Annotated in this window: 30 protein-coding genes, 1 tRNA gene, 1 other RNA gene and 1 riboswitch; of the genes, 5 read left to right on the forward strand and 27 right to left on the reverse strand. The window is 40.6% G+C overall.

Going from position 1 to position 26,170, the window contains the following annotated elements:
- Window positions 1-20 precede the first annotated feature (20 nt).
- Window positions 21-121: riboswitch (SAM riboswitch) on the reverse strand.
- A gap of 39 nt (window positions 122-160) precedes the next feature.
- The 4 genes from ERX29_RS02860 to ERX29_RS02875 form a co-directional block, all read right to left on the reverse strand.
- Window positions 161-463 carry a thioredoxin family protein gene (locus ERX29_RS02860; RefSeq protein WP_133443178.1) on the reverse strand — a complete coding sequence of 101 codons (303 nt, stop codon included), beginning with the start codon at window positions 461-463 and terminating at the stop codon, window positions 161-163.
- Window positions 423-806, reverse strand: coding sequence for a toprim domain-containing protein (locus ERX29_RS02865; RefSeq protein ID WP_133443247.1), 384 nt, complete (start codon window positions 804-806; stop codon window positions 423-425). Before ERX29_RS02865 ends, ERX29_RS02860 begins: the two co-directional genes overlap by 41 nt.
- A 70-nt stretch (window positions 807-876) precedes the next feature.
- Window positions 877-1,257 carry a glycine cleavage system protein GcvH gene (gene gcvH, locus ERX29_RS02870; protein WP_133443179.1) on the reverse strand — a complete coding sequence of 127 codons (381 nt, stop codon included), beginning with the start codon at window positions 1,255-1,257 and terminating at the stop codon, window positions 877-879.
- 64 nt (window positions 1,258-1,321) lie between these two features.
- Window positions 1,322-1,675, reverse strand: coding sequence for a Spx/MgsR family RNA polymerase-binding regulatory protein (locus tag ERX29_RS02875; RefSeq protein WP_133443180.1), 354 nt, complete (start codon window positions 1,673-1,675; stop codon window positions 1,322-1,324).
- Between the two features lie 136 nt (window positions 1,676-1,811).
- Here ERX29_RS02875 and ERX29_RS02880 point away from each other — a divergent pair, with 136 nt between their 5' ends.
- Complete coding sequence (locus tag ERX29_RS02880) at window positions 1,812-2,135, forward strand: thioredoxin family protein (RefSeq protein ID WP_133443181.1); 324 nt, start codon at window positions 1,812-1,814, stop codon at window positions 2,133-2,135.
- A 51-nt stretch (window positions 2,136-2,186) separates the two neighbouring features.
- Here ERX29_RS02880 and ERX29_RS02885 read toward each other — a convergent pair whose 3' ends face one another.
- A complete protein-coding gene (locus tag ERX29_RS02885; protein ID WP_133443182.1) occupies window positions 2,187-2,726 on the reverse strand; it encodes a nitroreductase family protein in 540 nt (179 codons plus the stop codon).
- 67 nt (window positions 2,727-2,793) lie between these two features.
- Entirely contained in the window at window positions 2,794-3,519 is a 726-nt protein-coding gene (aroD, locus tag ERX29_RS02890; protein ID WP_133443183.1) for a type I 3-dehydroquinate dehydratase, read from the reverse strand.
- A 151-nt stretch (window positions 3,520-3,670) separates the two neighbouring features.
- Between aroD and ERX29_RS02895 the strand changes: the two genes are divergently transcribed.
- A complete protein-coding gene (locus ERX29_RS02895) occupies window positions 3,671-4,105 on the forward strand; it encodes a DUF1801 domain-containing protein (protein ID WP_133443184.1) in 435 nt (144 codons plus the stop codon).
- Between the two features lie 32 nt (window positions 4,106-4,137).
- Here the strand turns inward: ERX29_RS02895 and ssrA are convergent.
- From ssrA to ERX29_RS02965, 14 genes are all read right to left on the reverse strand, one after another.
- Window positions 4,138-4,497: a transfer-messenger RNA gene (ssrA, locus tag ERX29_RS02900) on the reverse strand.
- Window positions 4,498-4,589: 92 nt separating this feature from the next.
- Window positions 4,590-5,051, reverse strand: a complete 462-nt coding sequence (smpB, locus tag ERX29_RS02905; RefSeq protein WP_133443185.1) for an SsrA-binding protein SmpB — start codon at window positions 5,049-5,051, stop codon at window positions 4,590-4,592.
- An 11-nt stretch (window positions 5,052-5,062) separates the two neighbouring features.
- A complete protein-coding gene (gene rnr / locus ERX29_RS02910) occupies window positions 5,063-7,387 on the reverse strand; it encodes a ribonuclease R (protein ID WP_133443186.1) in 2,325 nt (774 codons plus the stop codon).
- A 15-nt stretch (window positions 7,388-7,402) separates the two neighbouring features.
- Complete coding sequence (locus ERX29_RS02915) at window positions 7,403-8,143, reverse strand: alpha/beta hydrolase (RefSeq protein ID WP_133443187.1); 741 nt, start codon at window positions 8,141-8,143, stop codon at window positions 7,403-7,405.
- A gap of 95 nt (window positions 8,144-8,238) precedes the next feature.
- Window positions 8,239-8,472 (reverse strand): preprotein translocase subunit SecG, encoded by a 234-nt coding sequence (gene secG, locus ERX29_RS02920; RefSeq protein ID WP_133443188.1) that lies wholly within the window; start codon window positions 8,470-8,472, stop codon window positions 8,239-8,241.
- Window positions 8,473-8,579: 107 nt separating this feature from the next.
- Window positions 8,580-9,884, reverse strand: coding sequence for a surface-displayed alpha-enolase (gene eno / locus ERX29_RS02925; protein WP_133443189.1), 1,305 nt, complete (start codon window positions 9,882-9,884; stop codon window positions 8,580-8,582).
- Between the two features lie 66 nt (window positions 9,885-9,950).
- The gene (gene gpmI, locus ERX29_RS02930; RefSeq protein WP_133443190.1) at window positions 9,951-11,486 is read right to left on the reverse strand and encodes a 2,3-bisphosphoglycerate-independent phosphoglycerate mutase; all 1,536 of its coding nucleotides are present in this window, start codon (window positions 11,484-11,486) and stop codon (window positions 9,951-9,953) included.
- On the reverse strand, window positions 11,486-12,235 hold the full coding sequence (gene tpiA / locus ERX29_RS02935; RefSeq protein WP_133443191.1) for a triose-phosphate isomerase: 750 nt from the start codon (window positions 12,233-12,235) through the stop codon (window positions 11,486-11,488). Before tpiA ends, gpmI begins: the two co-directional genes overlap by 1 nt.
- Window positions 12,236-12,251: 16 nt before the next feature.
- Window positions 12,252-13,442 carry a phosphoglycerate kinase gene (locus ERX29_RS02940; protein ID WP_133443192.1) on the reverse strand — a complete coding sequence of 397 codons (1,191 nt, stop codon included), beginning with the start codon at window positions 13,440-13,442 and terminating at the stop codon, window positions 12,252-12,254.
- 86 nt (window positions 13,443-13,528) lie between these two features.
- Window positions 13,529-14,542, reverse strand: a complete 1,014-nt coding sequence (gene gap, locus ERX29_RS02945; RefSeq protein WP_133443193.1) for a type I glyceraldehyde-3-phosphate dehydrogenase — start codon at window positions 14,540-14,542, stop codon at window positions 13,529-13,531.
- 33 nt (window positions 14,543-14,575) lie between these two features.
- Window positions 14,576-15,601: a sugar-binding transcriptional regulator gene (locus ERX29_RS02950; RefSeq protein ID WP_133443194.1), complete on the reverse strand. Its 1,026-nt coding sequence runs from the start codon at window positions 15,599-15,601 to the stop codon at window positions 14,576-14,578.
- A 130-nt stretch (window positions 15,602-15,731) separates the two neighbouring features.
- On the reverse strand, window positions 15,732-16,001 hold the full coding sequence (locus ERX29_RS02955; RefSeq protein WP_133443195.1) for a glutaredoxin family protein: 270 nt from the start codon (window positions 15,999-16,001) through the stop codon (window positions 15,732-15,734).
- Window positions 15,988-16,293, reverse strand: coding sequence for a hypothetical protein (locus ERX29_RS02960; RefSeq protein ID WP_133443196.1), 306 nt, complete (start codon window positions 16,291-16,293; stop codon window positions 15,988-15,990). The genes ERX29_RS02955 and ERX29_RS02960 overlap by 14 nt, the downstream gene beginning before the upstream one ends.
- 87 nt (window positions 16,294-16,380) lie before the next feature.
- A tRNA-Arg gene (locus ERX29_RS02965) sits at window positions 16,381-16,452 on the reverse strand.
- Window positions 16,453-16,632: 180 nt separating this feature from the next.
- Here ERX29_RS02965 and clpP point away from each other — a divergent pair.
- The 3 genes from clpP to ERX29_RS02980 all read left to right on the forward strand — a co-directional run bounded on the left by clpP (window position 16,633) and on the right by ERX29_RS02980 (window position 19,452).
- Window positions 16,633-17,226, forward strand: coding sequence for an ATP-dependent Clp endopeptidase proteolytic subunit ClpP (gene clpP / locus ERX29_RS02970; RefSeq protein WP_133443197.1), 594 nt, complete (start codon window positions 16,633-16,635; stop codon window positions 17,224-17,226).
- Between the two features lie 139 nt (window positions 17,227-17,365).
- The gene (locus tag ERX29_RS02975) at window positions 17,366-18,739 is read left to right on the forward strand and encodes an alkaline phosphatase (RefSeq protein ID WP_133443198.1); all 1,374 of its coding nucleotides are present in this window, start codon (window positions 17,366-17,368) and stop codon (window positions 18,737-18,739) included.
- A 74-nt stretch (window positions 18,740-18,813) separates the two neighbouring features.
- Entirely contained in the window at window positions 18,814-19,452 is a 639-nt protein-coding gene (locus tag ERX29_RS02980; protein ID WP_133443199.1) for a hypothetical protein, read from the forward strand.
- 87 nt (window positions 19,453-19,539) lie between these two features.
- On the opposite strand, the gene whiA is transcribed toward ERX29_RS02980, so the two are convergent.
- The 7 genes from whiA to lgt all read right to left on the reverse strand — a co-directional run bounded on the left by whiA (window position 19,540) and on the right by lgt (window position 26,170).
- Window positions 19,540-20,490, reverse strand: coding sequence for a DNA-binding protein WhiA (gene whiA / locus ERX29_RS02985; RefSeq protein WP_133443200.1), 951 nt, complete (start codon window positions 20,488-20,490; stop codon window positions 19,540-19,542).
- A gap of 2 nt (window positions 20,491-20,492) precedes the next feature.
- Complete coding sequence (locus tag ERX29_RS02990) at window positions 20,493-21,485, reverse strand: gluconeogenesis factor YvcK family protein (protein ID WP_133443201.1); 993 nt, start codon at window positions 21,483-21,485, stop codon at window positions 20,493-20,495.
- Window positions 21,472-22,365, reverse strand: a complete 894-nt coding sequence (gene rapZ / locus ERX29_RS02995; protein WP_243719959.1) for an RNase adapter RapZ — start codon at window positions 22,363-22,365, stop codon at window positions 21,472-21,474. The genes ERX29_RS02990 and rapZ overlap by 14 nt, the downstream gene beginning before the upstream one ends.
- An 88-nt stretch (window positions 22,366-22,453) precedes the next feature.
- Window positions 22,454-23,395: a thioredoxin-disulfide reductase gene (trxB, locus tag ERX29_RS03000; protein WP_133443203.1), complete on the reverse strand. Its 942-nt coding sequence runs from the start codon at window positions 23,393-23,395 to the stop codon at window positions 22,454-22,456.
- A gap of 54 nt (window positions 23,396-23,449) precedes the next feature.
- Window positions 23,450-24,868 (reverse strand): hypothetical protein, encoded by a 1,419-nt coding sequence (locus ERX29_RS03005; protein ID WP_133443204.1) that lies wholly within the window; start codon window positions 24,866-24,868, stop codon window positions 23,450-23,452.
- Window positions 24,865-25,350, reverse strand: coding sequence for an acyltransferase (locus ERX29_RS03010; protein WP_133443248.1), 486 nt, complete (start codon window positions 25,348-25,350; stop codon window positions 24,865-24,867). Before ERX29_RS03010 ends, ERX29_RS03005 begins: the two co-directional genes overlap by 4 nt.
- The gene (gene lgt, locus ERX29_RS03015) at window positions 25,334-26,170 is read right to left on the reverse strand and encodes a prolipoprotein diacylglyceryl transferase (protein ID WP_133443205.1); all 837 of its coding nucleotides are present in this window, start codon (window positions 26,168-26,170) and stop codon (window positions 25,334-25,336) included. The genes ERX29_RS03010 and lgt overlap by 17 nt, the downstream gene beginning before the upstream one ends.

The following is a 26,170-nucleotide window of genomic DNA, read 5'->3' on the forward strand; positions in this document are numbered from 1 at the left end:
AAGACGCGTCAATATATCGTCTCTCATCTTCTGAAGCAAAAGCTTCATGTGAATTGGCACCATGTCTGACGACGGTTGCCGGGCTTCAAAGGGCACATCCCTCCACCTCTCTTGATAAGAGTAAATTATTAAATTATTTTCTAATCATAGACTATGAACTTTATTCCGTCAATGCTTTATTGACGATTTCATATAAATTTGTCACAGATTCAAATCTAGTAATCTGCGCCTTTACTTCATCATTTCTTATGAAAAATAAGACAGGAACACTCATTACTTTAAAGTCCTGTGCGAACTGTGGAACAAAGTTCATATCAAGTTTCACAACCGGCGCTTTCATCAGCTCAGTCAACACATCGACCATACGTTCCGCGACTTTGCATGTACCGCATAACGGTGTATAACCGAATATCATATAGGTGTCACCAGGCGGACTGCCAGGCAAATACTGCTTGATGCTCATGTGCTATATTCCCATCTTTCACTTCAAATTCGTGCTTCATCAGCACTTTCGCTAAATAATCGTTAGGACACCGACCCACTTCGCAATATTTCGGATCGATATAAATATGACGGCTTTCGCTTAAATGTCTCTTAAACCAGCTGCGGATCGTTTTGCCGGCTTTATCGGCATCAGTCATAATATAAACTTTATGGCCGATGAGTTCCTCAAGCATGGCGTCCAGTTTAGAGATACCCATTGTCCCGTTGGTGCAGATGATATGTACCGGTTCAGATAAGACTTCCTGCAACTTTTTCTTGTCGGATTTACCTTCAACAACGATGACTTTACTCACCATAGCCACATTCATCACCTTCTCTTATGCGATTATAAAAAATTCCCTGATAATTATATTATCAAGGAAATTATACCATTTATGCGTTTGTCATTTCATCATATTGCGCTTGATCCATCAGTTCATTAAACTCATCTTCATTAGACGCTTCAACTTTAACCATCCACGCGTTTTCATAAGGAGATTCATTAACAAATTCAGGACTGTCTTCAAGGTCGCTGTTTACTTCAACCACTTTACCACTAATAGGTGCATATAACTCAGAAACTGTCTTAACAGATTCAACACTGCCAAACGGCTGTCCCGCAGTAATATCGTCACCTACTTCCGGAAGTTCAACAAATACGATATCCCCTAGTTCTGATTGTGCAAAATCAGTAATACCGATTGTATTGATATTCCCTTCAGTTTTTACCCATTCGTGGTCTTTGGAAAATTTTAATCCTTCTAATGATGCCACAAAAATCCCTCCTCTAAGTTTATATGTTAATAATGACACAGCATAAATTTTTATTCAATCTTTTTTACAGCCATGTATTGCGGTAATCTTCTTCCTTGAATCCCAAAGTGATTTTACTGTCATTAACCGCTAATGGGCGTTTTACGAGCATACCGTCCGATGCCAGAAGATTCAACTTCTCGTCATAACTGAAGTCTTCCAGCTTATCTTTAAGATTTAGTTCACGGAACTTAGTCCCTTGACGATTGAACAGCTTATCAACATCGATGTTTGTCTGCTTGACAATACGATCGAATTCGCCTGCTGTCGGTGTGTGTTCTTTTAAATTAATCGGCTCAAAACTCACACCATTTTCTGATAGAAACTGTCCTGCTTTCTTACATGTCGAACAATTGGAAATCTGAAAAAATTTAATCATGAAGAACCTCCATCTCTCTTTATATGTTAATAGTATCAATATTTCACGAAGACGACAACGAACTTCTTAGGCGTACTGTTTAACCTTTAATATAGAATGGTATATAATATAATAAAATATGTAGAGGAGCATTACTATGAGAACAATAAGCCAGTATGCAGAATTTGAGGAAATTATTAACCAGGATGAACAGATGATTGTTAAGTTCTTTGCGGATTGGTGCCCAGATTGTGCTAAGATGGATAACTGGATTGATCCAATCGTGGATGAATATCATGACATTACATGGTACAAAATCAATCGTGACCAAGTGCCGGAAGCTGCAACTGAAAATGACGTGATGGGCATACCAAGCCTTTTAATTTTTGAAAATGGTAAAAAGACTGCTCATTTACACTCAGCAAATGCTAAGACGCCGGAAGAAGTAAAATCTTTCCTCGCAGAAAATATTCGTCAATAATCAGAACTCCTGACTAAGTCAGGAGTTCTTCATTTTCGTCCACCTATTAATTTACCACTCAGTTAATAAGTTTAAATTCTTACGTTGTTTTGTAAGCATGTTGTCTGACATATCCGTTAAATAAACGAAACCGTAGATCATTTCATCCGGTGCAATACTGAGCGTGTCATTAAACCCCGGTGCAGTTAAAACTCCAGGTGTCTTAATGCAGCTGCCGACGCCTGCTTCATGTAAAACCAGTGATAAATTCTGCATGAATGCCCCAATCGCCAGTACATCTTCTAAAAACTGCTTCTGTCTTCGGTCATAGTTACCGACAACGACTAATAATCCACTTAATTTGCTAATTGTCTCAATTTGCTTCGCCTTTTTCTCAAGGTCATTTTTAAATGCATGGTCAGAAAATACTGCCGCAAATTCGGCTAATCTATCTTTCTTGATCCAGATGACTCGCCATGGCTCGCGCAGTCCATGATTCGGTGCATATGCCGCGAGTGTCACCGCTTCTTCTATAATGATATCATCAACAGTTGTATCTTGATCATATTGTTTACAGCTGCGTCTATTAATGATTGCTTCTTGTAATTCCACAGTAAAACCTCTCTTTCAATTGATAACTATTATCAATTATAAGAGAGGTGTCTTTTAAAGTAAATATTTACTGATAGATTTCAAGCAGCGACTTCAGCTGTTTCACATGCAGCTGTCCAGGAGCTGCCTCCTCGCCAATATGTCCATATGTCAATGATGAACCGAATGCCCCACCTGCAATTCGACTGAGCTTTCCTTGTTCTCCCATTGCAATTCCAACAATGTGGTTTTCACATTCCTGCTTTGTTTCATAAACTGCTGACAATAACTTCAGTACATCACGACCATCTTCAGGCATGACAGCCAGTTTGCTGTAATCTGCGCCGAGTCCTTGCATCCGGTTATATAATGCAATCAGTTCCTTGGAGCTCGGTGTATGTTCAAATTCATGATGCGAGATCAGCACTTGTGTATCATGCGCCCGAGCATCCTTAATCAATTTATCCATCAAGTCTTCATATAACAGAAGCTCAATATCAATAATATCAATTACTCCAGCTGCGAGTATTTCCTTGATAAGCTCGTAATAAGCATGCGGTTCTTTCCCTCCTTTACCACCCTGACCCTCTGTCCGGTAAGTGAAGATTAAAGGAAGGTCATCAAACTTCTCTTTCAGCATTTTCAGATCTTTGATATATTCGTCCGCCGTCAATTCTGCACATAAATCAGCACGATATTCTATCATATCAATGTAAGATATATTTTCTAAAAGACGATTAACTGTTGATTCCCATTCACTATTGTTCGTACTTAAAGTCACTACTATCTTAGGAAATACATTACATTTATCCATAACCCGTCCCTCCAGTCACATTAATCATATACCATTAAATCGATAAATGTAAACGGATAACATATGTGAAGAACTTGCTTTAATAAAGTGACTGCAGATGGTAAAGTGGAAAATGAAAAGTATATATCTTTAAAGAACAAGGAGGAGTTAAATGTCTTATACTCATTTAGTCGATGATGCAAGGCTCGACGCTTATTCAAAACTTATTGACACAATCGATACTCATATTCCAGCTGAGTTTGACCAAACAGAGGATTACGGTGGTATCAGCTATGTCGTGCCAAAAACTACTTATCCGCCCGGTTATCATTGCACGCCTGAAAAACCATTGCCATTTCTCTATGTCGTTGCACAGAAAAAACATATCGCCATTTACCATATGGGTATTTATGCGGATGAATCACTGCTCACCTGGTTCCAGAAGGAATATGCGAAACGTGTACCGACTAAGCTCAATATGGGCAAAAGCTGTATTCGGTTCACGAACATTAAAAATATACCATATGACTTAATAGGAGAGCTGGCAGAGAAAATGACTGCTGACCAATGGATTGATCTATATACTGAAATGCTTAAGAAAAAATAAAAAACCATAACCTCAGACGGTTATGGTTAATTGTATGGAGACGGCGGGAGTCGAACCCGCGTCCAAAGATCCTGCAATCGATACTTCTACGTGCGTAGTCGCATTATTAAAGTTTCACCATTAAGCTGACAATGGACAATCTACTTAATGACTAGCCCGATTAATCTCTTCTGTTCAGACTCCAGGCGGAAGTGAACAGCGTATCCTACTAAAGGTTGAACCTCTACATCAGGCACATAGGCGATGCTTGAGAGAGGTGCAGAGTGCGATTAGGCAGCTACTGCGAAGTTGTTAGTTTTGCCAGTTATTATAACTGTTGTGTTGATGACGAAGACAACCCTCCGGCACGCAATACCAACCCAAGTGACCCCTGTCGAATCCGTAACGCCCCCTGGATAAAATATTATTATTTTTAACTAGCATACTATAATATAACAAACTCTTCTGTATGATTCAACTGTTATGAATCATACAGCAAGTCCGTTTAGTATTTCCCTTTCAGAGCACGGTCCATGTCCCGCTTTGCTTCTTTTTCTTTTAACGAATGTCGTTTATCATAATCCTTCTTACCTTTAGCAAGACCAAGCAGCATCTTGCAGTAGCCGTTCTTGATATAGAGTTTAAGCGGTACAAGGGCGTAACCCTGTTCTCGTGTCTGGCCGAACAGTTTATCAATCTGCTTGCGCTTAAGTAATAGTTTACGTGTTCTCAGTGGATCGTGATTGAAACGATTTCCTTCTTCGTACGGTGCAATATGCATATTATAGACATACATTTCGCCTTGATAGACACGGGCATAGGAATCCCGAAGGTTTGCACTGCCGCGTCTAATGGATTTGATTTCAGTTCCCTGCAGTTCTATTCCTGCTTCTATCGTCTCTTCTATTGTATAGTCATGACTCGCTTTTCTGTTCTGTGCGAGTGTCTTACCATCGCCTTTTGGCATTTGTTTCACCTCTATTTCTTCTTGCCACGTCCTGTGTTCTTCACGGCTTTTGATTTATAGAATGGCTTTTTATTACCTGTATTATTGCTGTTATTACTACGGCTGTTGTTTCTTCCTTTACCGCGACCTTTGCCACGCGACTTGCGGTCATCGCCGCCACCTTTTTTTTCAGTGCGTATGACTGTGCCACGTGATTTACGTTCTACCTGTATTGGTTCCATGCCGACGATGCTGAAGTCAATCATGCGTTCATCAATATTGACGCTAAGCACTTTAATTTTCACTTTATCGCCAATGCGGAATACTTTGCCCGTGCGCTCGCCAATCAGTGCCATCTGACGCTCGTCAAAGTTGTAGTAATCATCAGTCATGTTCGTATTATGAACCATGCCTTCAATTGTATTCTCAAGCTCAACGAACATACCAAAGTTTGCAACAGATGAGATAATACCTTCGAATTCTTCGCCTACATGCTGCAGCATATACTCGGCTTTCTTCAGGTCATCTGTATCACGTTCAGCATCCACTGCACGACGTTCACGTTTGGATGTATGATCGCTTATTTCTACGAGCATCTCCTGCCACTTCTCCTGTGCAGTATCATCCATTGATTTTTCAATCAAGTACTTGCGGATCAATCGATGGACGATTAAGTCAGGGTAACGACGTATAGGTGAGGTAAAATGTGTATAATATTCTGCTGATAATCCGAAGTGACCGAGTGACTGCTCTGAATATTTTGCCTGCTGCATACTGCGAAGCATGAGCGTTGAAATAACCATCTCTTCAGGTTTACCTTTAATTTCCTTTGCGATTGACTGCAGTGTCTTCGGATGAATGTTCTCAGTACCCCCACGAACGAGTATGCCGAAGTTCGCGATGAACTCAAAGAAGCGTTTAATCTTATCCGCTTTCGGTTCCTCGTGAATACGATAGATGAAAGGGACTTTCATTTTGCTGAAGTGTTCTGCTATTGTCTCGTTCGCTGCAAGCATGAATGATTCAATAAGACGCTCACCTTTACCGCGCTCACGAATAGCAACATCATATGGTATGCCATCTTCATTCACCAAGATTTTCGCTTCTTTAAAGTCAAAATCTACTTCACCGCGACGCTTACGCATAGACACTAAAATTTTATTTAGCTCCTCGGCATCTTCTATCATTGGCACAATATGTGCATATTTCTTGCGCAGTTCTTTATCGCCGTCTAGTATGGCATTGACATCACGATAGGTCATCCGTTCATCGGAATAAATGACACTGTCATATATTTCGTGACGAATGACATTACCTGATGAATCAATTTCCATTTCACAGCTCATAGTCAATCGATCTGCGTGTGGATTCAGTGAACAGATACCGTTAGAAAGACGATGCGGAATCATTGGAATGACACGGTCTACTAAATAAACACTTGTGCCGCGTTCATAAGCTTCACGATTAAGCGCTGATCCCTCAGTGACATAGTGACTGACATCTGCAATACTGACAGTCAGAATAAAATTTTCGCCCTTGCGTTCAATACTAATCGCATCATCCAGGTCTTTAGCGTCTGCACCGTCGATTGTAATGGTCAGTTTGTCTCTCAAATCACGACGACCTCCGATTTCCGATTCGCTGATTTCATCAGGAACAAGCTCCGCTTCTTTAATAGCGTCAGGAGCAAAGTCTATGTTGATACCGTGCTGATAGATGATGGACAGAATGTCGACTCCCGGATCATTCTTGTGACCGAGAATTGCTGTCACATGGCCTTCCGGGTTGCTTGAACCATCTGGATAGGCTGTTAGTTCCACTAGCACCTTATGGCCTTCAACTGCTCCTAAGTTTTTTCCTTTAGGTATGAAGACATCCTGCGTCAGACGTTTATCATCAGGCAGCACAAAGCCAAAATGCTTTGCTTCTGTATAAGTACCTACGACTTGAGTTATAGCCCGATTGGTGATTTCCTTGACCACCCCTTCTTCTCTGCCATCTCTGCCTTTAGAAACCTGAACAAGAACCGTATCTCCGTCCATCGCCTGATTAATGGCATTCGGCGGGATGAAAATATCTTCAACGTCAGCTTCAGTCGGCCTGACAAATGCAAAGCCTTTTTTATTCTGACTTAAAATTCCTTCTACTTTATTGTTGCTAGGATCATTAAAGATATATTTATCATTCTTAGTCCGTTTAATCTTACCTTTCTGTTCAAGATCAACGAGTGATTTCACCAGTTCCTTGAATTCATCAGCGGACGTTAATCCCAGCGCTTGTTCAAGGTCTGTGATGGATGCAGCTTCACTTTTTCTTATCTGTAAAAATGCCAGTGCTGTCTGTTTGAAATCTTGCATGGGTTTTCCCCCTTCTTAGTTAGACCAGTCAAGTGACTCAAGATAACGATAATAGTCATCAAATAACTGTTCTTTTTCCTTATCAATTGTAATGACGTGACCTGAGTGCTCGTACCAGTGAATTTCTTTGTCATCACTTGATGTTTCTTCGTATATAATTGTAGCTGATTCCGAATTAATCATTGTATCCAGTTTGCCTTGTGCTACGAACAGCGGTACATAGACATCTCCGACAGAGTCTCTGACACCACCTATTGTCTGCTGCAATTCCTCAAGAGTAGCCGTCGGATGAAACTGGCTCATCTCCGCGTCAATTTGAGAAGAATCCTTACCTTCACGTTTCTTATATTCGCGTGCATAGTCCAGTACACTTTCAAACATATTTCCTGTCGTCTTGATATGCATCGGACTGCACATTGTAGCGACACCGATTACGTCACGATACAGACTGAGTTTCAATGCGAATACACCGCCTAGTGACAAACCAGCAACCGCTATATCTTTATACCCTTTTTCCTGTAAAAAATCATAAGCTTCGAGCACTTGGCGCCACCATACGTGGGGACTTGAGTCTAACAGTTCTTCAGGCGGTACACCGTGGCCTTCATAATGCGGAGCATATGATGTATAACCTTTCTTTTGAAGAAAGCGACCGAGCTGTCTCACATCCGAGGAATTGCCTGTAAAGCCGTGTAGCAGTAAAACAGCACGCTCACCTTCCTCAAAGAAAAATGGTTTTGGTAATTGAATTTTCATTATTTCTAACTCCTTTATGACTTGCACATACTTCTATTGTATGGTTTTTGACAAGGAAATAAAATAAAAAAGTCCGGTTGTGACCGGACTTTGTCTTATAAATTGAAATAAGTTAATGCCAGCATAATTAAGAAAAACAAGACTGACAAAACAATTGTCGTACGAAGGAGTACCAGTTCGACACCGCGTGTCTTTTGTTTTCCGAATAACGTTTCAGCACCACCGCTGATTGCGCCGGATAAACCATTACTCTTACCCTCTTGTAATAAAACGACTGTAATCAATCCGATACAAATAATGACCAAAAGTATCATTAACAATGTATGCATGGTTGGTCCTCCTACTCATAATCACTTCTACTATTTTAACATGATTCAGTAAAAAAAGGAATAACAACTAAAAGAAGACACGGCGTCCCGTGTCTTCTGAGCATTAATTATTTATTTAAATTATAGAAAGATTTAAGTCCTTCAAATTTAGCTGTTTCATACAACTCGTCTTCAATACGAAGTAACTGGTTATATTTTGCGATACGGTCAGTTCTTGATAAAGAACCTGTTTTGATTTGTCCTGCATTTGTCGCAACAGCGATATCAGCGATTGTTGTATCTTCTGTTTCACCTGAACGGTGAGAAACGACTGCAGTGTAACCTGCTTTTTTCGCCATTTCGATCGCTTCAAACGTTTCAGTCAGCGTACCAATCTGGTTTACTTTGATCAAGATAGAGTTACCGATACCTTGTTCGATACCACGAGCGAGGATTTCAGTGTTTGTAACGAACAGGTCGTCACCGACAAGCTGAACTTTGTCTCCTAAGCGCTCAGTCAGCATCTTCCAGCCGTCCCAGTCGTTTTCGTCCATGCCATCTTCAATAGAGATGATTGGATATTTGTTCACTAACTCTTCTAAGTAGTCTACTTGTTCAGCAGAAGAACGTTTCGCGCCGCCTTCTCCTTCGAACTTCGCATAGTTGTATACACCGTCTTCAAAAAATTCAGAAGCTGCACAGTCAAAGCCGAGGTAAACATCTTTTCCTGGTTCAAGACCTGATTTTTTGATGGCTTCTAAAATTGTTTCTACGCCGTCTTCAGTTCCTTTGAAACGAGGAGCGAATCCACCTTCGTCACCGACTGAAGTTTCAAGACCACGTTCTTTAAGGATAGATTTTAAGTTATGGAAGATTTCAGCACCCCAGCGTAATGCTTCTTTGAAAGATTCTGCACCAACTGGTAATACCATGAACTCCTGGAATGCGATAGGCGCGTCAGAGTGAGAACCACCGTTAACAATATTCATCATCGGTACTGGTAACTGAACGCCGTTAAATCCGCCTAAGTATTTGTATAAAGGCTGGCCTAAATAGTCAGCAGCTGCACGAGCAACAGCCATAGAAACACCAAGTATAGCATTAGCACCCAGTTTACCTTTATTAGGCGTACCGTCTAAAGCAATCATCATCTTGTCGATTGAAACTTGTTCAAGAACTGAGAATTCGCCTTCGATGATTTCCGGTGCGATAATTTCATTTACATTTTCAACAGCTTTTTCTACACCTTTACCTGAATAGCGGTCTTTGTCACCGTCACGTAATTCAACCGCTTCATGTTCACCAGTAGAAGCACCAGAAGGTACTAGAGCACGACCGAACGCACCGCTTTCTGTCAGTACTTCCACTTCAATTGTAGGGTTCCCACGAGAATCAAGAACCTCGCGAGCGTAAACGTCTGTAATAATTGGCATAGTTAAAACTCCTTTGAATGTATTTTCATTTTATATTATTGATGATTGTTGTCGATATAGCAACTTTTAAGATTTAGCGATGAGTGATTCGCCAGTCATTTCTTTCGGTTGTTCTACACCTAAAAGTTCAAGCAAGGTCGGCGCAAGGTCAGCTAATCTGCCACCGTCTCTTAAAGTGACTTCTTTGTCCGTTAAAATAACCGGTACAGGATTCGTTGTATGAGCAGTCATCGGATGGTCATCCATCGTCACCACTTCATCTGAGTTGCCGTGATCAGCTGTAATAATGGCACGTCCGCCAAGTTCCAGAATACGGTCAACGACAGCGCCCAGGCATTCGTCCACTGCTTCAATCGCTTTGATTGTCGGTTCAAGCATTCCACTATGACCAACCATATCCGGATTAGCAAAATTCAATAGGATTAAATCCAGATCTTCCTTGTTCAGTTCAGCAATCAGTGCATCTTTCACTTCATACGCACTCATCTCTGGTTTTAAATCATAAGTGGCCACTTTTGGTGAATCAATCAGCACTCGACGTTCACCATCAAATTCATTGTTACGACCGCCGCTCATGAAATAAGTGACATGCGGGAACTTCTCAGTTTCAGCTATTCTGAGCTGCTTCATTCCTTGATCTGCTACTACTTCGCCGATAGTGTTGACAAGATTTTCTTTTTCAAATACTACTTCAGCTTTAACATTATCACTATATTTTGTGAAAGTGACGAAGTTAATTCCCAATAGACGTTTGTCCATTTCAAATCCAACAAACTCCTCGTTAGTGTACACTTCAGATAACTGTGCTGCACGGTCTGGTCTGAAGTTGAAGAAAATCATAGAATCACCGTCGTTGACACCGGTATTCTCAGAACCTGCTTCAAAATCTTTTACAACAAACGGAACAACAAATTCATCTGTCACACCTTCAGCGTAACTTGCTTTGACGCCTTCTGCAGCTGACTTGAACTCTTTACCTATACCATAAGTCATCGCTTCATAAGCTAACTGTTCACGTTCCCAGCGCTTATCGCGGTCCATGGCATAGTAGCGGCCGGATATAGAGGCAAACTGACCGACACCTAAGTTTTTGAACTGAGCTTCTGTCTCTTCAATGAACTGAAGTGCTGTCTCCTGACCAACGTCACGACCATCTAAGAAAGCATGGACATATACTTTGTTAACACCTTGATCTTTAGCAAGTTTCAGCAATGCAAAGAGATGTTTATAGTGACTATGGACACCACCGTCAGATAATAAGCCCATCAGATGAAGTGCACTGTTATTTTCTTTCACATGTTTCATTGCTTTAACTAATACGTCATTTTCAAAGAAATCGCCATCTTCAATCGATTTATTAATGCGGGTTAAACTCTGGTAGACTACACGCCCAGCACCGATGTTTAAATGCCCGACTTCAGAATTCCCCATCTGTCCGGCCGGAAGTCCGACGTCCAGTCCACATGCAATGAGCTGGTTATGTGGATATTCTTTATAATAGCGGTCAAAATTAGGTTTGTTCGCTTGAGCAACCGCATTACCTTTCACTTCATCACGACATGCAAAGCCGTCTAAAATAATTAATGCTGTCGGTTGGGTCATTACTTTGCACCTTCTAACAATTTAACGAATGAAGCTACTTCCAGTGAAGCCCCTCCAACTAGAGCGCCGTCAATGTCTTCCTGTGCCATATACTCCTTGATATTCTCAGGTTTTACAGAGCCACCATACTGTATTCTTACAGCCTGCGCTGCTTCGCTTGAAAAGTCCTTCTCTACTACTGAACGGACGAACTTACACATCTGCTCAGCATCTTCAACAGAAGAAGATTTACCTGTTCCAATTGCCCAGATGGGTTCATAGGCGATGACTGCCTGTTTCACTTGATCTTCAGTAAAATCTTTAAGCGCTGCTGACACCTGACTTTCTACTACTTGCTCAGCCGTATCAGATTCTCGTTCTTCTAAAGTTTCACCGACACAAATAATCGGAGTCATATTATTTTTGAAGACTGCTAATGCTTTTTTATTCACATCTTCGTCTGTTTCCTTAAAATATTGGCGACGTTCTGAATGACCAAGTACCACATATTTAACGCCTAAATCGTTAAGTGCTGCAGGACTCGTTTCTCCAGTAAACGCACCGCTTTCTTCAAAATAAGCGTTTTGAGCGCCGATATTTAAATTTTTAACATCAGCTGTTACTAGGGCATCCAATTGGATAGCCGGTGCACAGATGACTGTATCAACCTCTTCACTAGCCGGCAGTACAGGAAGATTAGCTACAAAATCTTTTGCTTCTGCCACTGTTTTATTCATTTTCCAGTTTCCTGCGATAATAGGTTTTCTCAATGTTAACACTCCTTATTTATTTATCAGAAATTGCTTTAATACCTGGTAATTCTTTGCCTTCCAGATATTCAAGTGATGCACCGCCACCTGTTGAGATATGTGTGAATTTATCAGCAAAGCCGAGTTCCATTGCTGCTGCAGCAGAATCGCCGCCGCCGATGATTGTTGTTGCATCTTCAAGCGCTGCTATCGCTTCACAAACGCCGATTGTACCTTGTGCGAAATTGCTCATTTCAAATACGCCCATCGGTCCGTTCCAGACAACAGTCTTCGCACCGACGAGTTCTTTTTTGAACAGTTCGACTGTTTTAGGACCAATATCAAGTGATTCCTGGTCAGCAGGAATGGCGTCAACTGATACTTCTGTGATTTCACTATCATTTGAGAATTCTTTTGTTACTTTTCCGTCCACCGGCAAAATAATTTTGCCTTCACCGCGTTTAAGCAAATCTTTAGCTAAGTCGATCTTATCTTCTTCTAATAAAGATTTTCCGATTTCTTTTCCTTGAGCTTTCAGGAAAGTATATGCCATACCGCCGCCAATCAGCACTTTATCAGCAACAGTCAGCAAGTTTTCAATAACGCCGATTTTATCAGAGACTTTAGCTCCGCCCAGTATTGCTACAAAAGGTCGTTCAGGGTTCTCAACGACACCACCGATGAACTTGATTTCTTTCTCCATCAGAAAGCCCGCTGCTGTTTCCAGATGAGATGCAATACCGACATTGGACGCATGAGCACGGTGAGCCGTGCCAAATGCATCATTGACAAATACGTCGCCGAGAGACGCCCAGTATTTACCGAGTTCAGGATCATTTCCGCTTTCCTTCTTACCATCAACGTCCTCAAAACGCGTGTTCTCAACTAAGAAAACATCACCCGGCTTTAAACCTTTAACAGATGCCTCAAGATTTTCACCGCGAGTTTCTGTAGCAAAACCGACTTCTGTGCCTAACAGTTCAGAAAGGCGTCTCGCAACAGGCAAAAGAGATAAGTTCTTTTTATCTTCTTCTGTCTTCACTTTTCCTAAATGAGAGAAGATGACCGGGATGCCACCTTGTTCAACGATATATTTAATGGTCGGTACTGCTTCAACTATACGATTATCGTTAGTGATTTCTCCATCTTTCATTGGTACATTGAAATCTGCCCGTACGAGTACTTTCTTGTCCTTAAGCTGTAAATCCGAAACAATCTTCTTAGCCATGTTAAATGCCTCCAGTTTTGATAGTAGATTATCATAAAAAAGCGGGAGAAGCGTAACTTCTCCCGCTTACTCAGATTAAGCAAATATTATTTAGCTTGAGCTTGCTTTGCTAAGTATTCTAATGTACGTACGAGTTGCGCAGTGTAGCTCATTTCATTGTCATACCAAGCTACTGTTTTAACCATTTGATGTTCGCCGACTGTCATGACACGAGTCTGAGTTGCATCAAATAATGATCCATAAGTGATTCCGATAACGTCTGAAGAAACAATTTCATCCTCAGTATAACCGAATGATTCATTAGTTGCTTCTTTCATTGCCTGGTTGATTTCTTCAACAGTCACTTCTTTTTCAAGGATAGTCGTCAACTCTGTAATAGAGCCTGTTGGCACAGGAACACGTTGAGCTGAACCATCTAATTTACCTTTTAATTCAGGGATAACAAGTCCGATGGCTTTTGCAGCACCTGTAGAGTTAGGAACAATGTTGTTAGCTGCTGCACGTGCACGACGGAAGTCACCTTTAGGATGAGGTGCATCCAATGTGTTCTGGTCGCCGGTAAATGCGTGAACTGTCATCATTAATCCTTCAATGATGCCGAATTTATCCTGTAATGTTTTCGCCATTGGAGCCAAACAGTTTGTAGTACATGAAGCTCCAGATACGATTTCTTCTGAACCGTCAAGAACATCGTGGTTAACATTGTAAACTACTGTTTTCAGGTCGCCTGTTGCTGGAGCAGAGATTAATACTTTTTTAGCACCTGCTTTAATATGAGCCTGTGCTTTTTCTTTATCAGTGAAGAAACCAGTACATTCAAGTACTACATCAATATCAAGATCGCCCCATGGTAATTCTTCAGGTTTTGGGTTAGAGAAAGATTTGATTTCCCGCCCATTAACTAGGAAACCATTTTCAACAACGCGTACTTCTTCTTTAAAACGGCCTTGAGTCGTATCATATTTAAGTAAGTGTGCTAACATTTTATCATCTGTTAAATCATTGACTGCTACCACTTCAATTCCTTCAACCTCTTGTAATCTTCTAAATGCTAAACGTCCGATACGTCCGAATCCGTTAATTGCTACTTTAACTGCCATGAATAATGGCCTCCTTTATTTCATTATAATATTTTAAAAGGTTTTAACCTTTAATAAATAATCTGCTACTGCTTCGTCTGTTATAAGGATAGTTTGCTCAGGTGCGATGTTTAAATAAGCTTCAATCGCTTCTCTCTTACTCTTTCCACCGGCTACAGCAACAATATGCTGCTTTGCCGACAAATCTTCAAGTTGAAGTCCGATCGTTCGCACCTTATGAATAATATTACCCGATTTATCGAAATAATAACCAAATGCCTCGCCAGCAGCCTGTTCATCAATAAGTTGTTTTTCTACGTCTGCTGAAGTTGTACGACGGCCAGCCATCGTCATCGCATCACCAATACCATGTATAACGACTGCTGCTGATTTAACTTGATCCAGCACCCGTTTGACGGCCGGCTCTTCAAGTAAGCTGAGATAAGTTGCTTCACTGACGAAATCAGGAACATATAGTACTTCATAAGTTCCTTCAGTTTTAGCTGCCATACTCGCAACAATACTATTGGCCTGCTGGTGCATGTGCTCGCCGAGACCTCCGCGGGCCGGCGTGAATAATACATCAAAAGGAACTGGAGTAAGGTGTTTTGCAACGCTTGCCATCGTTGAGCCCCCAGTGACAGTAACTGTCATTCCTGGAATCAACATATCCTGCAGACAATGGCTCGCTTCACTCCCCATCTGGTCAGCAGCTGACTCATCTTCGTCTGAATCGCCTTTCACAACAATTACTTTCTTAAGATGATATAGTTCGCTGAGCTGGCGACCAACAGCGGTTAGATTGCCATAACGCTTCAAGTAATGAGTGAGCTGATGAAGTACTTCCTCACCATCTGATGTCACCGTCATACCTTTTGTATGAATCTCAATCAAGTGTTCATCTTTCAATATATTAACTTCAGTCCGAAGCACACGTTCAGTCAAGTTAAGCTGTTCACTTAACGTACGCCTGCCAATCGGCTGAAGTTGATATATAGTGGAAAGAATATTGAATCTGCGGTACATCTTTTCGATTAAATCAGGAATCAGTCGTTGCTGTACTGCAAGAATGTTATCCATTGACATCCTCCTCGCAAACAAGAGTGACCCAACTGTGACACAAAACGACCCACATGGGACAAAAAAGTACTCTCGTTACAAATTCATCATAACAAGAGCACTACATTTATGCAAGGAATAACATTGTTAATCAATCAAATTTTGATAATTCCTCAATAACTGTTACAAAATCAATAATGCCTTCTTGAATAATAGCGTCGTTATAAGTAAGTACAGGTACTCTAATCTGCCATAGTTCAAGCAGCTGGTCATCTTTAGTGATATCTACTTCCTGATAGCTGAAAGGAATCTCTTCCCGCGCAAATTCCAGCTGTATTTTTGCCTCATCACATAATCCGCAGTTCGGCTGCGTATACATGACGAGTTCCAGTTCATGTTTGTTATCGTTAATCCTGCTCATAAACCCAGTCCTTTAATTTCTGATTACTATAATGTTCAACATACCCTGCTTCATATTGATCGTCATTCAGCATCGTTTCAAGTTTTAATCGACCCGCTTCAGTAATTTCAATGTCTTTTAGCACCACTACATCTTCCTCTATTATTTCTCCGGAGATAAAATCCTGTTCTTTTAATGCTTTCAATGTATCTTCTAATGTTTCCAGTTCAATCCAGCCAAAGAACTCAGCAAGTACTGTCCCTTTTCTTAACTCATATAATATAACAAATTCCAGCCGTCTGACATTCAGCATAATGACCATCTCCTCATCTTTAGTTCACTATACCCAATAAAAGAATAAATAAAAAAAAGCTGCTTCAATTAGCAGCAGATTTGATAACGCCCTCGGAGGGGATCGAACCCCCATCTTAAGAACCGGAATCTTATGTGTTATCCATTACACCACGAGGGCACGGTAAATTCTATTATACCGATAGAACTGAAAAAGATAAATATGAAATAATACAATATTACTGTTTTTAAGAATTAAACTCGTCTAAAGCTATTTTCAAATACATGAGTTTAATCTTTTGACTATTTTTGACCATCCATAGTATATTATATTTAAACCTATATCAAGGAGGATTTACTAATGAATTTAATCCCTACAGTAATTGAAACTACAAATCGCGGAGAGCGTGCTTATGATATTTACTCTCGTCTGTTAAAAGACCGTATTATCATGCTCGGTTCTCAAATTGACGATAACGTTGCAAACTCTATCGTATCTCAGCTCTTATTCCTACAGGCTCAGGATGCAGAGAAAGATATCTATTTATACATCAACTCACCAGGCGGCAGCGTGACTGCTGGTATGGCGATTTATGATACAATGCAGCATATCAAACCTGATGTACAGACAATTTGTATCGGCATGGCTGCTTCTATGGGTTCATTCTTGCTTGCAGCGGGCGCTAAGGGTAAAAGATTCGCCCTACCGAATGCTGAAGTCATGATCCACCAACCACTTGGCGGTGCTCAAGGTCAGGCGACTGAAATTGAAATCGCTGCGCGTCATATTTTAAAAACTCGTGAAAAATTAAATCGTATTTTATCAGAACGTACTGGTCAACCGATTGAAAAAATCGAAAAAGATACGGACCGTGATAATTTCTTAAGTGCTGAAGAAGCTAAAGAATACGGTTTGATTGATGATGTCATGCATCCAACAGAAACAGATAAATAGTATTTTTGACTTGCTGACAGCTAAATGCTGTCAGTTTTTTTTGTGAAGATTTACATAAGCTTTACATATTTAATGACCTTAATTTACAAACTCTTGTTAGATTAATGATGTACTTATAAAACTTAGGAGGAATTTTTCCGTGAAAACTTTTAACAAAGTCATTGCTTCATCTGTCATTGCTGGGCTGTTCTTATCTTCTTTACCGACTGCGTCCCCGCTTCAAACGAAGACTGCTGAAGCTGCAGCAACATGTAAAGCTTCTTCTAAACCTAAGAACTTTATCTTCATGATTGGTGACGGCATGGGCCCATCTTTCAATTCTGCTTACCGATATATGCAGGATAAACCACAAACTAAAGAGTTAGACAAAGTATCTTTTGACAGCTATTTACTAGGTGGTCAGCGCACTATCGCTGAAGATGACCATCAGAACATCACGGATTCTGCATCTGCTGCAACAGCTATGAGTGCTGGTGTTAAGACTTACAACAATGCTATCGCTGTAGATAACGACAAAACTCCAGTAAAAACTGTCCTTGAGCAAGCTAAAACAGTAGATAAGTCAACTGGCTTAGTTGCTACTTCTGAAGTAACTCATGCGACTCCAGCAGCTTACGGTGCACATGATGAGTCTCGTAAAAATATGCCTGCTATCGCTGATGACTACTTCGATGAGATGATCAAAGGTCAGCATAAAGTCGATATCATCCTCGGCGGTGGTAAAGATTACTTCAAACGTGATGACCGCAACTTGATCAAGGAATTCAAAAATGATGGCTACAAATATGTCAACAACAAAAAAGGGCTATTAAAAGCTGCTTCAAACTCAAAAGATAAGCAGATTCTCGGACTGTTCTCACCAGGCGGCATGCCTAAGATGATTGACCGCGATGCAAATATGCCATCATTAAAGCAGATGACTTCTACAGCAATTAAAAAGTTAAGCAAAGATAAAGACGGTTTCTTCTTAATGGTAGAAGGTTCACAAATCGACTGGGCTGGTCATGCAAATGACGTCACTGGTGCAATGAGCGAAATGAGAGACTTTGATCTTGCATTCCAGGAAGCTATCAAATTTGCTAAAACTGATTGTAACACTTTAGTCATCGCTACTGCTGACCACTCTACAGGTGGATTATCAATGGGTGCGCGAGGAGAATACAACTTCTTAGTTGAGCCAATCAAACAAATGAAACATACACCAGAATACTTACGTGCTCAAATGATGAAAGATGGCGCTGACATCGATAAAATCATCAAGGACAACATCGGCTTTGAATTAACAGCTGACGAAGTAAAAGCAATTAAAGATGCTGTTACCTCTAAAAAGGCAGCAGCAATCGAAGATGCTATCGAACGCCCGGTTGATACAAGAAGTTTCACTGGCTGGACAACAGGCGGTCATACAGGTGAAGATGTTAATGTCTATGGTTATGGTCCAGGAAGCGACTTATGGAGAGGCAATATGGACAATACAGATAACGCAAAACGCATCTTCAAGTTCTTAAAATAATGCAGCAGCTGTATTAACATACAAGGCTGGGACAAATGTCTCAGTCTTATCTATTTTTCTAAAGGAGTTTGCATATGAAATATTTTATATACATATTATTAATTACTCTACTTGCGGGTTGTCAACAAACTTCATCAACTACTGAAAAGCCGACTGACACGCATGTGAACAGTCATGAACAGCGTGACGGGGAAGAGCTTCCAGTCGGTCAGAAGAAGACTTACCCATTGACAAAGTTGAAGACTGAAACAATTGACCAGACTATCAAAGTTAAAGATAATGAGACGATTATCTATACAGAGGACACCGGTCACGGTATACCGACAAAGCCTGCCGGCGAAGGACACAGTTTTCACGCTATCCTGAAAGCTGAACTTAAAGATATGACGATGTACATGCTTGACGATGGTACGTTTATCACTGCTGATCCGAAATACATCTTAATAGAGAAAGAAGGACGGGGCAAAAATATATATCCTCAGTTTAAAATGCATGAAGACGATAAAAAATATTTAAACAGTCTTGATAAAAAAGACGTGGATTATGCTGCTTACAAACAATACGCCAATCAGTTCGGTCAACGGCAATTTGACTATAACCGTGAACTATTGATGCATACTGCGATTCATGCAGTAAACCACAGAACGCCGGACAGTCTTGAAATACCGAAAGAAACTTTTAAGTCATTCGAAGCTTTTAAAAACGAGCATTAATGGCCTAACGCAATTAAAATTAGAAACACCTTGGACGTTACAGAACGCTGCCAAGGTGTTTCTTTCTTAATATTTGATTGTCATTTCTTACTTCTTGAACTCGATATGTTCACCATTTCTCAGTTTATCTGCTATTTCATCCAGTTTCCTTAATCGATGATTCACTCCCGATTTAGAAATAATACCGGTCGAAACCATCTCTCCTAGTTCTTTCAGAGAAATATCCTGGTGCAGTACACGAAGTCTTGCTATTTCGCGAAGACGCACCGGCAGCTCATCAATCCCTATTTCCTGGTCAATCAATTCAATGTTCTCCACTTGCCGCATCGCTGCACCGATTGTCTTGTTCAAATTGGCTGTCTCACAGTTAACCAGTCTGTTCACGGAATTCCTCATATCCCTGACAATCCGCACATCTTCAAACTTCAGCAGTGCCTGGTATCCACCGATCAGACTCAGAAAATCTGAAATGCGCTCCGCTTCTTTCATATAGCTGATATAGCCTTTTTTTCGTTCCAATGTTTTAGCATTCAGACCATAAATATTCATCAATTTAGTCAAGTCTCTTGAATGCTCTTCATAAAGAGAAAATATTTCCAGATGATAGGATGATGTCTCCGGATTATTGACTGAACCTCCTGCCAGGAAAGCCCCTCTTAAATAGCTTCTTTTACAGCAATCATTATTAACTAGACGTTCATCAATAGTATGGAGAAAACTGCCATCAATGAGTATACCAAGTTCTGATAATATATCTTTTGCTTTTGTCTTAATGCGGCATATATAGACATTGTTCTTTTTAAGTTTCATTTTCTTTCTGACCAGCAGCTCGATTTCCACACCAAAAATCTTTTTTATGAGCGAGAATACGTGTCTTGCGATAGCGGCATTTTCCGACTGGACATTGATGACCCATTCCCGGTTTGATACGCTTAAATTACCATTCATCCGAATTAAAGCAGCAAGTTCTGCTTTGTTACAGCAGTCGTCTGCTTCAATTCGCGTAAGTTCATTTTTCATTTCAGATGCAAATGACACTGTTATTCTTCCTCTCTCTGAGTGACCTGAATCGTGCTTATCTCAGATAAAGCAAGTTCATAAATCATATCTGCCAGTACTTCATTATTATGTCTGACCATATAATCTTTATTAACATGCACTAATTGATCATTCGTTATCATTTCAATCCCCATTGATTTTACTCTCAATGTATCACAGCTGACAAATGTCGAATTTCTTCTTGCATAGTTTGAAGAAATCTTCTTATTCAGCGTCTTGTGATTGGCTATGACGAACTGAATGAACGGTCCACCCACATGCTTATGAATCGCCTCGATATGATCTGCTACTGAATAACCGGTCGATTCACCAGGCTGAGTCATGATATTAGCAACATACAGTTTCTTTGCTTCACTGTCCAGCACAGCCTGTGCCAGTTCATCAAGCAGTAGATTCGGAATGATACTTGTATAGAGACTTCCCGGACCGAGGACAATCAAATCTGCTTCCATCAGTGCATTGACCGCCTCACCCATTGGTTTAATATTAGCAGGTGTCAGAAATACGGTATCTATTCGTTTATTTTTGAGGGGAATCAACGACTCACCAACAACAATTTCCCCATCTTCCATAATAGCATTAAGTATCGGACTTCTATTTGTTGATGGAATCACAGTCCCTTTGACATTTAGTATCTTGCTCAGTTCACGAACAGCATGTCCAAAATCTCCAGTTACATCCGCCATTGCCGCCAACATTAAATTGCCGACTGGATGACCACCTAGTGTATTGGAATCAAATCGATATTGAAATAGCTTTTCAAGCATTGGTTCTGCATCACTTAACGCAGCCAGAACGTTTCTAATATCTCCAGGTGCAGGGATATCCATAACGTCTCTAATTCTCCCTGTACTACCGCCATCATCCGCCACGGTAACGATTGCAGTAATATCTACTGGATAGGCTTTTAAACCGCGGGCTAGCACTGACAGCCCTGTCCCTCCACCTATCAGACAAATCTTAAGTTGCCTCATGACTTAATCTTCCTTCAATCATTGCATCTCTATGACTTGTATTGACTTCAAATTCAAAGAATTCCTTAAGATCGTGGCTGATTCTTTCGGCGAGAGCAACTGAACGGTGCTGTCCACCTGTACATCCTATTGCTATCACTACTTGCGATTTTCCTTCTCTCATATAACCGGGAATAATGAATTTCAGCAAATCCATCAGTTTATTATAAAATATTGTGGTTTCTTTCCACTTCATCACATAATCATATACTGTTTCATCAAGTCCTGTTAACGGGCGTAATGTTTCGATATAATACGGATTTGGCAGGAACCTGACATCAAATACTAAATCTGCGTCAATCGGTATGCTGTGCTTGAATCCGAAACTCATCACATTGATTCTGAAGATGTTATCTTTCCCTTGATTAAACAGCTCCATCACATGGGATCTCAGTTCTTTTGACTTCATATCTGTAGTATCCACAATAAAAGTCGCTATACCACGCAGATCTGCGAGAAGCGCCCTTTCATTATGAATGGCTTCCAAAGGCGCCCCACCATCAGCAAGCGGATGCGTTCTTCTCGTCTCTTTATATCTTGATACAAGCACTTTATCCTGAGCATCTACGAACAATACTTGTACCGCTATATCAGTTAAATTAATAATATTCTGAAGTTCTTCTCTTAAATTATCAAAGAATTCCTTTCCCCTTAAATCAATACCGATAGCAACGCGAGATAAAGACTGATTACCGTCATGCATCAATTCAATAAATTTAGGCAGCAGAATCGGGGGGAGATTGTCTACACAGAAATAACCGAGATCTTCCAGGCTCTGTATCGCTACAGATTTCCCGGCACCACTCATTCCAGTAACTACTACAAGTTTTTTCATTATCATATCGTTCAATGGACAACCCTCCTCACCTTCTATTTTACACGAAATCATAAAAATAGATACGCCAGTAGGGCGCATCTATTTACTGCATTTAGCTGTTAACTTTATCGTTCAGATGTTCGATGTAATGTTGAGCATTCTGAGCGGCCAGGCTGCCATCACCCGTCGCAGTGACAATTTGTCGCAACGATTTGTTTCTCACATCACCTGCTGCGAAAATTCCTGGAATTTTCGTTTCCATTTCGTCGTTTGTTTCAATGTAACCTGCTGCATTTGTTATACCAAGATCAATAAAAGGAGCAGTTAGCGGCTGCATGCCGATATAAATAAATACGCCGTCAGCATTAACGACAGATTCTTCACCGTCTTTATTGATCAATGTTACACTGCCGACTTTACCGTCTTTTTCATTGATCGTTTTAAGTGTTGAATTCCAGATGAAATCTACTTTTTCATTTTTAAACGCCCGGTCCTGAAGAATCTTCTGAGCGCGCAGTTCATCACGACGGTGAACAATAGTGACTTTATCTGCAAACTTAGTCAAATAGACGCCTTCTTCAACAGCAGAATCTCCTCCGCCGATGACGATTAAGTTTTTCTGCTTAAAGAACGCACCGTCACATACCGCACAGTAAGAAACACCGCGACCGCCAAGTTCTGTTTCACCAGGAACACCGATTTTCTTATATTCTGCTCCAGTCGCAATAATGATGGCTTTACCTACCAGTTCTTTATCACCTAGAGACACAATTTTGTCGTCGCCTTCGACACGAACACTCTTAATATCTCCATAAGCATATTCTGCGCCGAATTTTTGTGCATGGTTGAACATTTTAGTAGATAAATCAGGTCCAGTGATCAAGTCAAACCCAGGGAAATTCTCCACGTCGGCAGTACTGGCCATCTGTCCACCCGGCATTCCTCTTTCTACCATCACTACTGAAAGGTTAGCACGTGCGGCATATAAAGCTGCAGTCATCCCCGCAGGACCTGCTCCGATAATAATTACATCATAATTCTTAGTTTCAGTCATAATATCCTCCTTATACGTATGTTCGTGAATATAGCATATACCAATTTCATTCATTTAAAAATTATTTTGCTTAAAGAAATCATAGGCCTTTGTAAACTGATATTTAGTCGTATGAAAAAGCACTGCGCATTTTTCCATTGAAATGAATGTTCCCTGTCCTTTTGAAAACATATAATAAGTAGCAGCAATATAGGGCTTATATTTCAGCGGAAGGTTTTCAGCGATTACTGCTTCAGCGTTATCGATCCATGCAAGCAGCAGCTCATGATTGTTATCGTGTTGATAAAGCGCCTTGAGGCCTTTATGAATAAAGTTAAGTTTCACAAGTTCAAGCTGATGGAAAATATAGGATAAGTAGAGTTTCTCGTAGTCACCCATTAATTCCAGTTCATCCCACAGTTCTTTTGAGATCATTGTCTCTTTATGATCTAACTGTGAAATCAGAAAGATTCCAAGTATCCTTCTATGACTGTCCTCACTTCTGAGCAGTGGTATGACTTGATTTTCTATATAACGCATACCGTTAAATATTTCATGCGGACTCGGTGTGTGACTACCAGTAAGCTGCACTAGCAACTTCCACATGTCTTCAGAAGCTTTATAGTCACCAAGAGCATAATAGTTGAAGCTGAGCGCATGATACAACTGCGCATTCTTCAGCATCTTTTTCTTATAAATAGGCAGAAGAAGGGCCTGAGACGCTGCATACTGTTTCAAGTAACAGAGCACTATCCCGAGTTTAAATGACTCATCCTCATTAATCGGATGAAGTTTATTCAGACGTTGAAGGTAATACTGATATTCAACGTGCTGGTGCGTGTTATAGAGCAGTAATGTATAGTGACAGAGTGCATGAATATCTGTCTCGTTTTCTTCCAGCAACTGCTCCAGCAGTGCTTTTGCTTCAGGATAACGGCTCATGAATAAATAAGCCATCGCCTTTAAATTACGCATCTCTTTTCTCGATTGAAGAGAAAGCGGCTGATTGCTAATCCAGTCGATTGATTCATTAATTCGTCCTAAAGAAAATAAATACTGGAAAATCTGCTGTGTGACAAATAACGCGCTTTCCGCTTCCACTTCTGTCTTATTGTTATATACAACATCAAATGTCGTCACTAATTCATCCATATAAGCCTGATCATCTGTCAGCTGCACATAATACAGTCCGAATAGAAATGCTTTATTCGGTTCGCGGGCTTTAGTATAGAGCTGGCTCAGCAAGTAGAAGTAATCTTCATATGCTTCTTCTCTCACAATACATTCAAAAATATAGCCGGCTCCTGTATCTGCTTGTCCTATCTCCGCATTACACATCGCAAGATCTTTGATATAATCCTCAGACTGTTTAAGCTTCAATGCCTTCTTGAGATAAGTGATCGCATCATTATAAGCAGCCTGACTCATCTTTTTCTTTGCGAGAGAATAGTAGCTTTCAGCGTCGTTCGGCATGCTGACTATTTTTTCATTCATTTCTTCACCTCACTTCTGATTTGAAGTGGACAACCACAGGCAAACGCTCCAGCCGGAACATCCTTTGACACGACACTGCCTGCACCGATAACAGCACCATCACCAATCGTCACGCCTGGCAGTACAATGGCATTCGCTCCAACCATGACCTCATCACCGATAAGGATATCTCCCGTCCGATATTCATGGACTAAATATTCATGACAGAGCAGCGTAGCGTTAAATCCGATGACACAATTTTTACCTATTGAGATTTTTTCCGGGAACATAATATCCGGTGTCACTTTATATGCTATTGAAGTGTACGGACCAATCGTCATTCCAATCATCTGATAAAGTCTGCGTTTCAAACGCATAGATGGACAGAAGCGTCCCAATTCAATGACAACTGTGTTAATTGAAACTTTCAGCAGTGAAACTGTACGGTATACCCGCCATAATGGATTAGGTCCAGATACATTTACTTTATTTGTACGTCTCATCGTTGCTTCCTTTAAGCGGGACATTGACATCACCGTACTTCGGCAGATTGTATCGGTAAGTCCGGTATATCCAGGTGATGATCGCAACAGCAATAATAAAAATTGAAATGACCTGAGCAATTCTCAAATGTTCTGTCAGCATCAGACTGTCTGTCCGCAATCCTTCGACAAAGAAGCGACCGATGGAATACCAGATGCCGTACAATAGAAAAGTCTGTCCGATTCTTAAGTGCTTTCTGACAAGCAGCAGAATAATGAAACCTGTTAAATTCCAGAGTGATTCATAGAGAAACGTCGGGTGATAATAAATTCCGTCTATATCCATCTGTCTGATAATCCAGTCAGGCAGCATTAAGTTTTCTAAAAATGTACGCGTTACTTCACCGCCGTGTGCTTCCTGGTTCATGAAGTTGCCCCATCGACCGATTGCCTGAGCGAGAATGATACTTGGTGCTACAATATCTGCAAGCTGGAAGAACGACAGATTTTTCCGCTTAGCGAGAATAAATCCAGTAACAAAGGCACCGATTAATCCACCATGGATAGCAATTCCACCATTCATAATCATTGGTATTTCAGCCAGATGTTCCTTATAATAACTCCATTCAAATGCAACATAATAAATTCGTGCACAGATAATTGCGATAATGACTGCCCAGACGATAATATCGATTAACGTATCTTCTTTATAGCCTTTTTTGATTGATTCACGCTGCGCAATTAAATAGCCGATCAATATGGCCGAAGCAATGATAATGCCATACCATCTGACGGATAATGGTCCTAATTCAAATGCAATTGGATCAATGGATAGTAACAT

Source organism: Macrococcus lamae (assembly GCF_004359545.1).
Classification (GTDB): domain Bacteria; phylum Bacillota; class Bacilli; order Staphylococcales; family Staphylococcaceae; genus Macrococcus; species Macrococcus lamae.

Excerpts from the sequence above, each read along its gene's own strand:
- ERX29_RS02880 (WP_133443181.1), top strand. The coding sequence starts at position 1,812 with ATGAGAACAATAAGCCAGTATGCAGAATTTGAGGAAATTATTAACCAG.
- lgt (WP_133443205.1), bottom strand. The coding sequence starts at position 26,170 with ATGTTACTATCCATTGATCCAATTGCATTTGAATTAGGACCATTATCC.
- gap (WP_133443193.1), bottom strand. The coding sequence starts at position 14,542 with ATGGCAGTTAAAGTAGCAATTAACGGATTCGGACGTATCGGACGTTTA.
- ERX29_RS02915 (WP_133443187.1), bottom strand. The coding sequence starts at position 8,143 with ATGAAAATTCAATTACCAAAACCATTTTTCTTTGAGGAAGGTGAGCGT.
- rnr (WP_133443186.1), bottom strand. The coding sequence starts at position 7,387 with ATGCAAGATTTCAAACAGACAGCACTGGCATTTTTACAGATAAGAAAA.
- ERX29_RS02940 (WP_133443192.1), bottom strand. The coding sequence starts at position 13,442 with ATGGCTAAGAAGATTGTTTCGGATTTACAGCTTAAGGACAAGAAAGTA.
- ERX29_RS03010 (WP_133443248.1), bottom strand. The coding sequence starts at position 25,350 with ATGAGACGTACAAATAAAGTAAATGTATCTGGACCTAATCCATTATGG.
- eno (WP_133443189.1), bottom strand. The coding sequence starts at position 9,884 with ATGCCAATTATTACAGACGTTTACGCTCGCGAGGTTCTTGATTCTCGT.
- ERX29_RS02895 (WP_133443184.1), top strand. The coding sequence starts at position 3,671 with ATGTCTTATACTCATTTAGTCGATGATGCAAGGCTCGACGCTTATTCA.
- clpP (WP_133443197.1), top strand. The coding sequence starts at position 16,633 with ATGAATTTAATCCCTACAGTAATTGAAACTACAAATCGCGGAGAGCGT.
- ERX29_RS02990 (WP_133443201.1), bottom strand. The coding sequence starts at position 21,485 with ATGAGGCAACTTAAGATTTGTCTGATAGGTGGAGGGACAGGGCTGTCA.
- trxB (WP_133443203.1), bottom strand. The coding sequence starts at position 23,395 with ATGACTGAAACTAAGAATTATGATGTAATTATTATCGGAGCAGGTCCT.
- secG (WP_133443188.1), bottom strand. The coding sequence starts at position 8,472 with ATGCATACATTGTTAATGATACTTTTGGTCATTATTTGTATCGGATTG.
- ERX29_RS02860 (WP_133443178.1), bottom strand. The coding sequence starts at position 463 with ATGAGCATCAAGCAGTATTTGCCTGGCAGTCCGCCTGGTGACACCTAT.
- ERX29_RS02955 (WP_133443195.1), bottom strand. The coding sequence starts at position 16,001 with ATGAGCAGGATTAACGATAACAAACATGAACTGGAACTCGTCATGTAT.
- gpmI (WP_133443190.1), bottom strand. The coding sequence starts at position 11,486 with ATGACCCAACCGACAGCATTAATTATTTTAGACGGCTTTGCATGTCGT.
- ERX29_RS03005 (WP_133443204.1), bottom strand. The coding sequence starts at position 24,868 with ATGAATGAAAAAATAGTCAGCATGCCGAACGACGCTGAAAGCTACTAT.
- ERX29_RS02950 (WP_133443194.1), bottom strand. The coding sequence starts at position 15,601 with ATGGATAACATTCTTGCAGTACAGCAACGACTGATTCCTGATTTAATC.
- aroD (WP_133443183.1), bottom strand. The coding sequence starts at position 3,519 with ATGGATAAATGTAATGTATTTCCTAAGATAGTAGTGACTTTAAGTACG.
- ERX29_RS02875 (WP_133443180.1), bottom strand. The coding sequence starts at position 1,675 with ATGATTAAATTTTTTCAGATTTCCAATTGTTCGACATGTAAGAAAGCA.
- smpB (WP_133443185.1), bottom strand. The coding sequence starts at position 5,051 with ATGCCAAAAGGCGATGGTAAGACACTCGCACAGAACAGAAAAGCGAGT.
- ERX29_RS02960 (WP_133443196.1), bottom strand. The coding sequence starts at position 16,293 with ATGCTGAATGTCAGACGGCTGGAATTTGTTATATTATATGAGTTAAGA.
- rapZ (WP_243719959.1), bottom strand. The coding sequence starts at position 22,365 with ATGATAATGAAAAAACTTGTAGTAGTTACTGGAATGAGTGGTGCCGGG.
- ERX29_RS02980 (WP_133443199.1), top strand. The coding sequence starts at position 18,814 with ATGAAATATTTTATATACATATTATTAATTACTCTACTTGCGGGTTGT.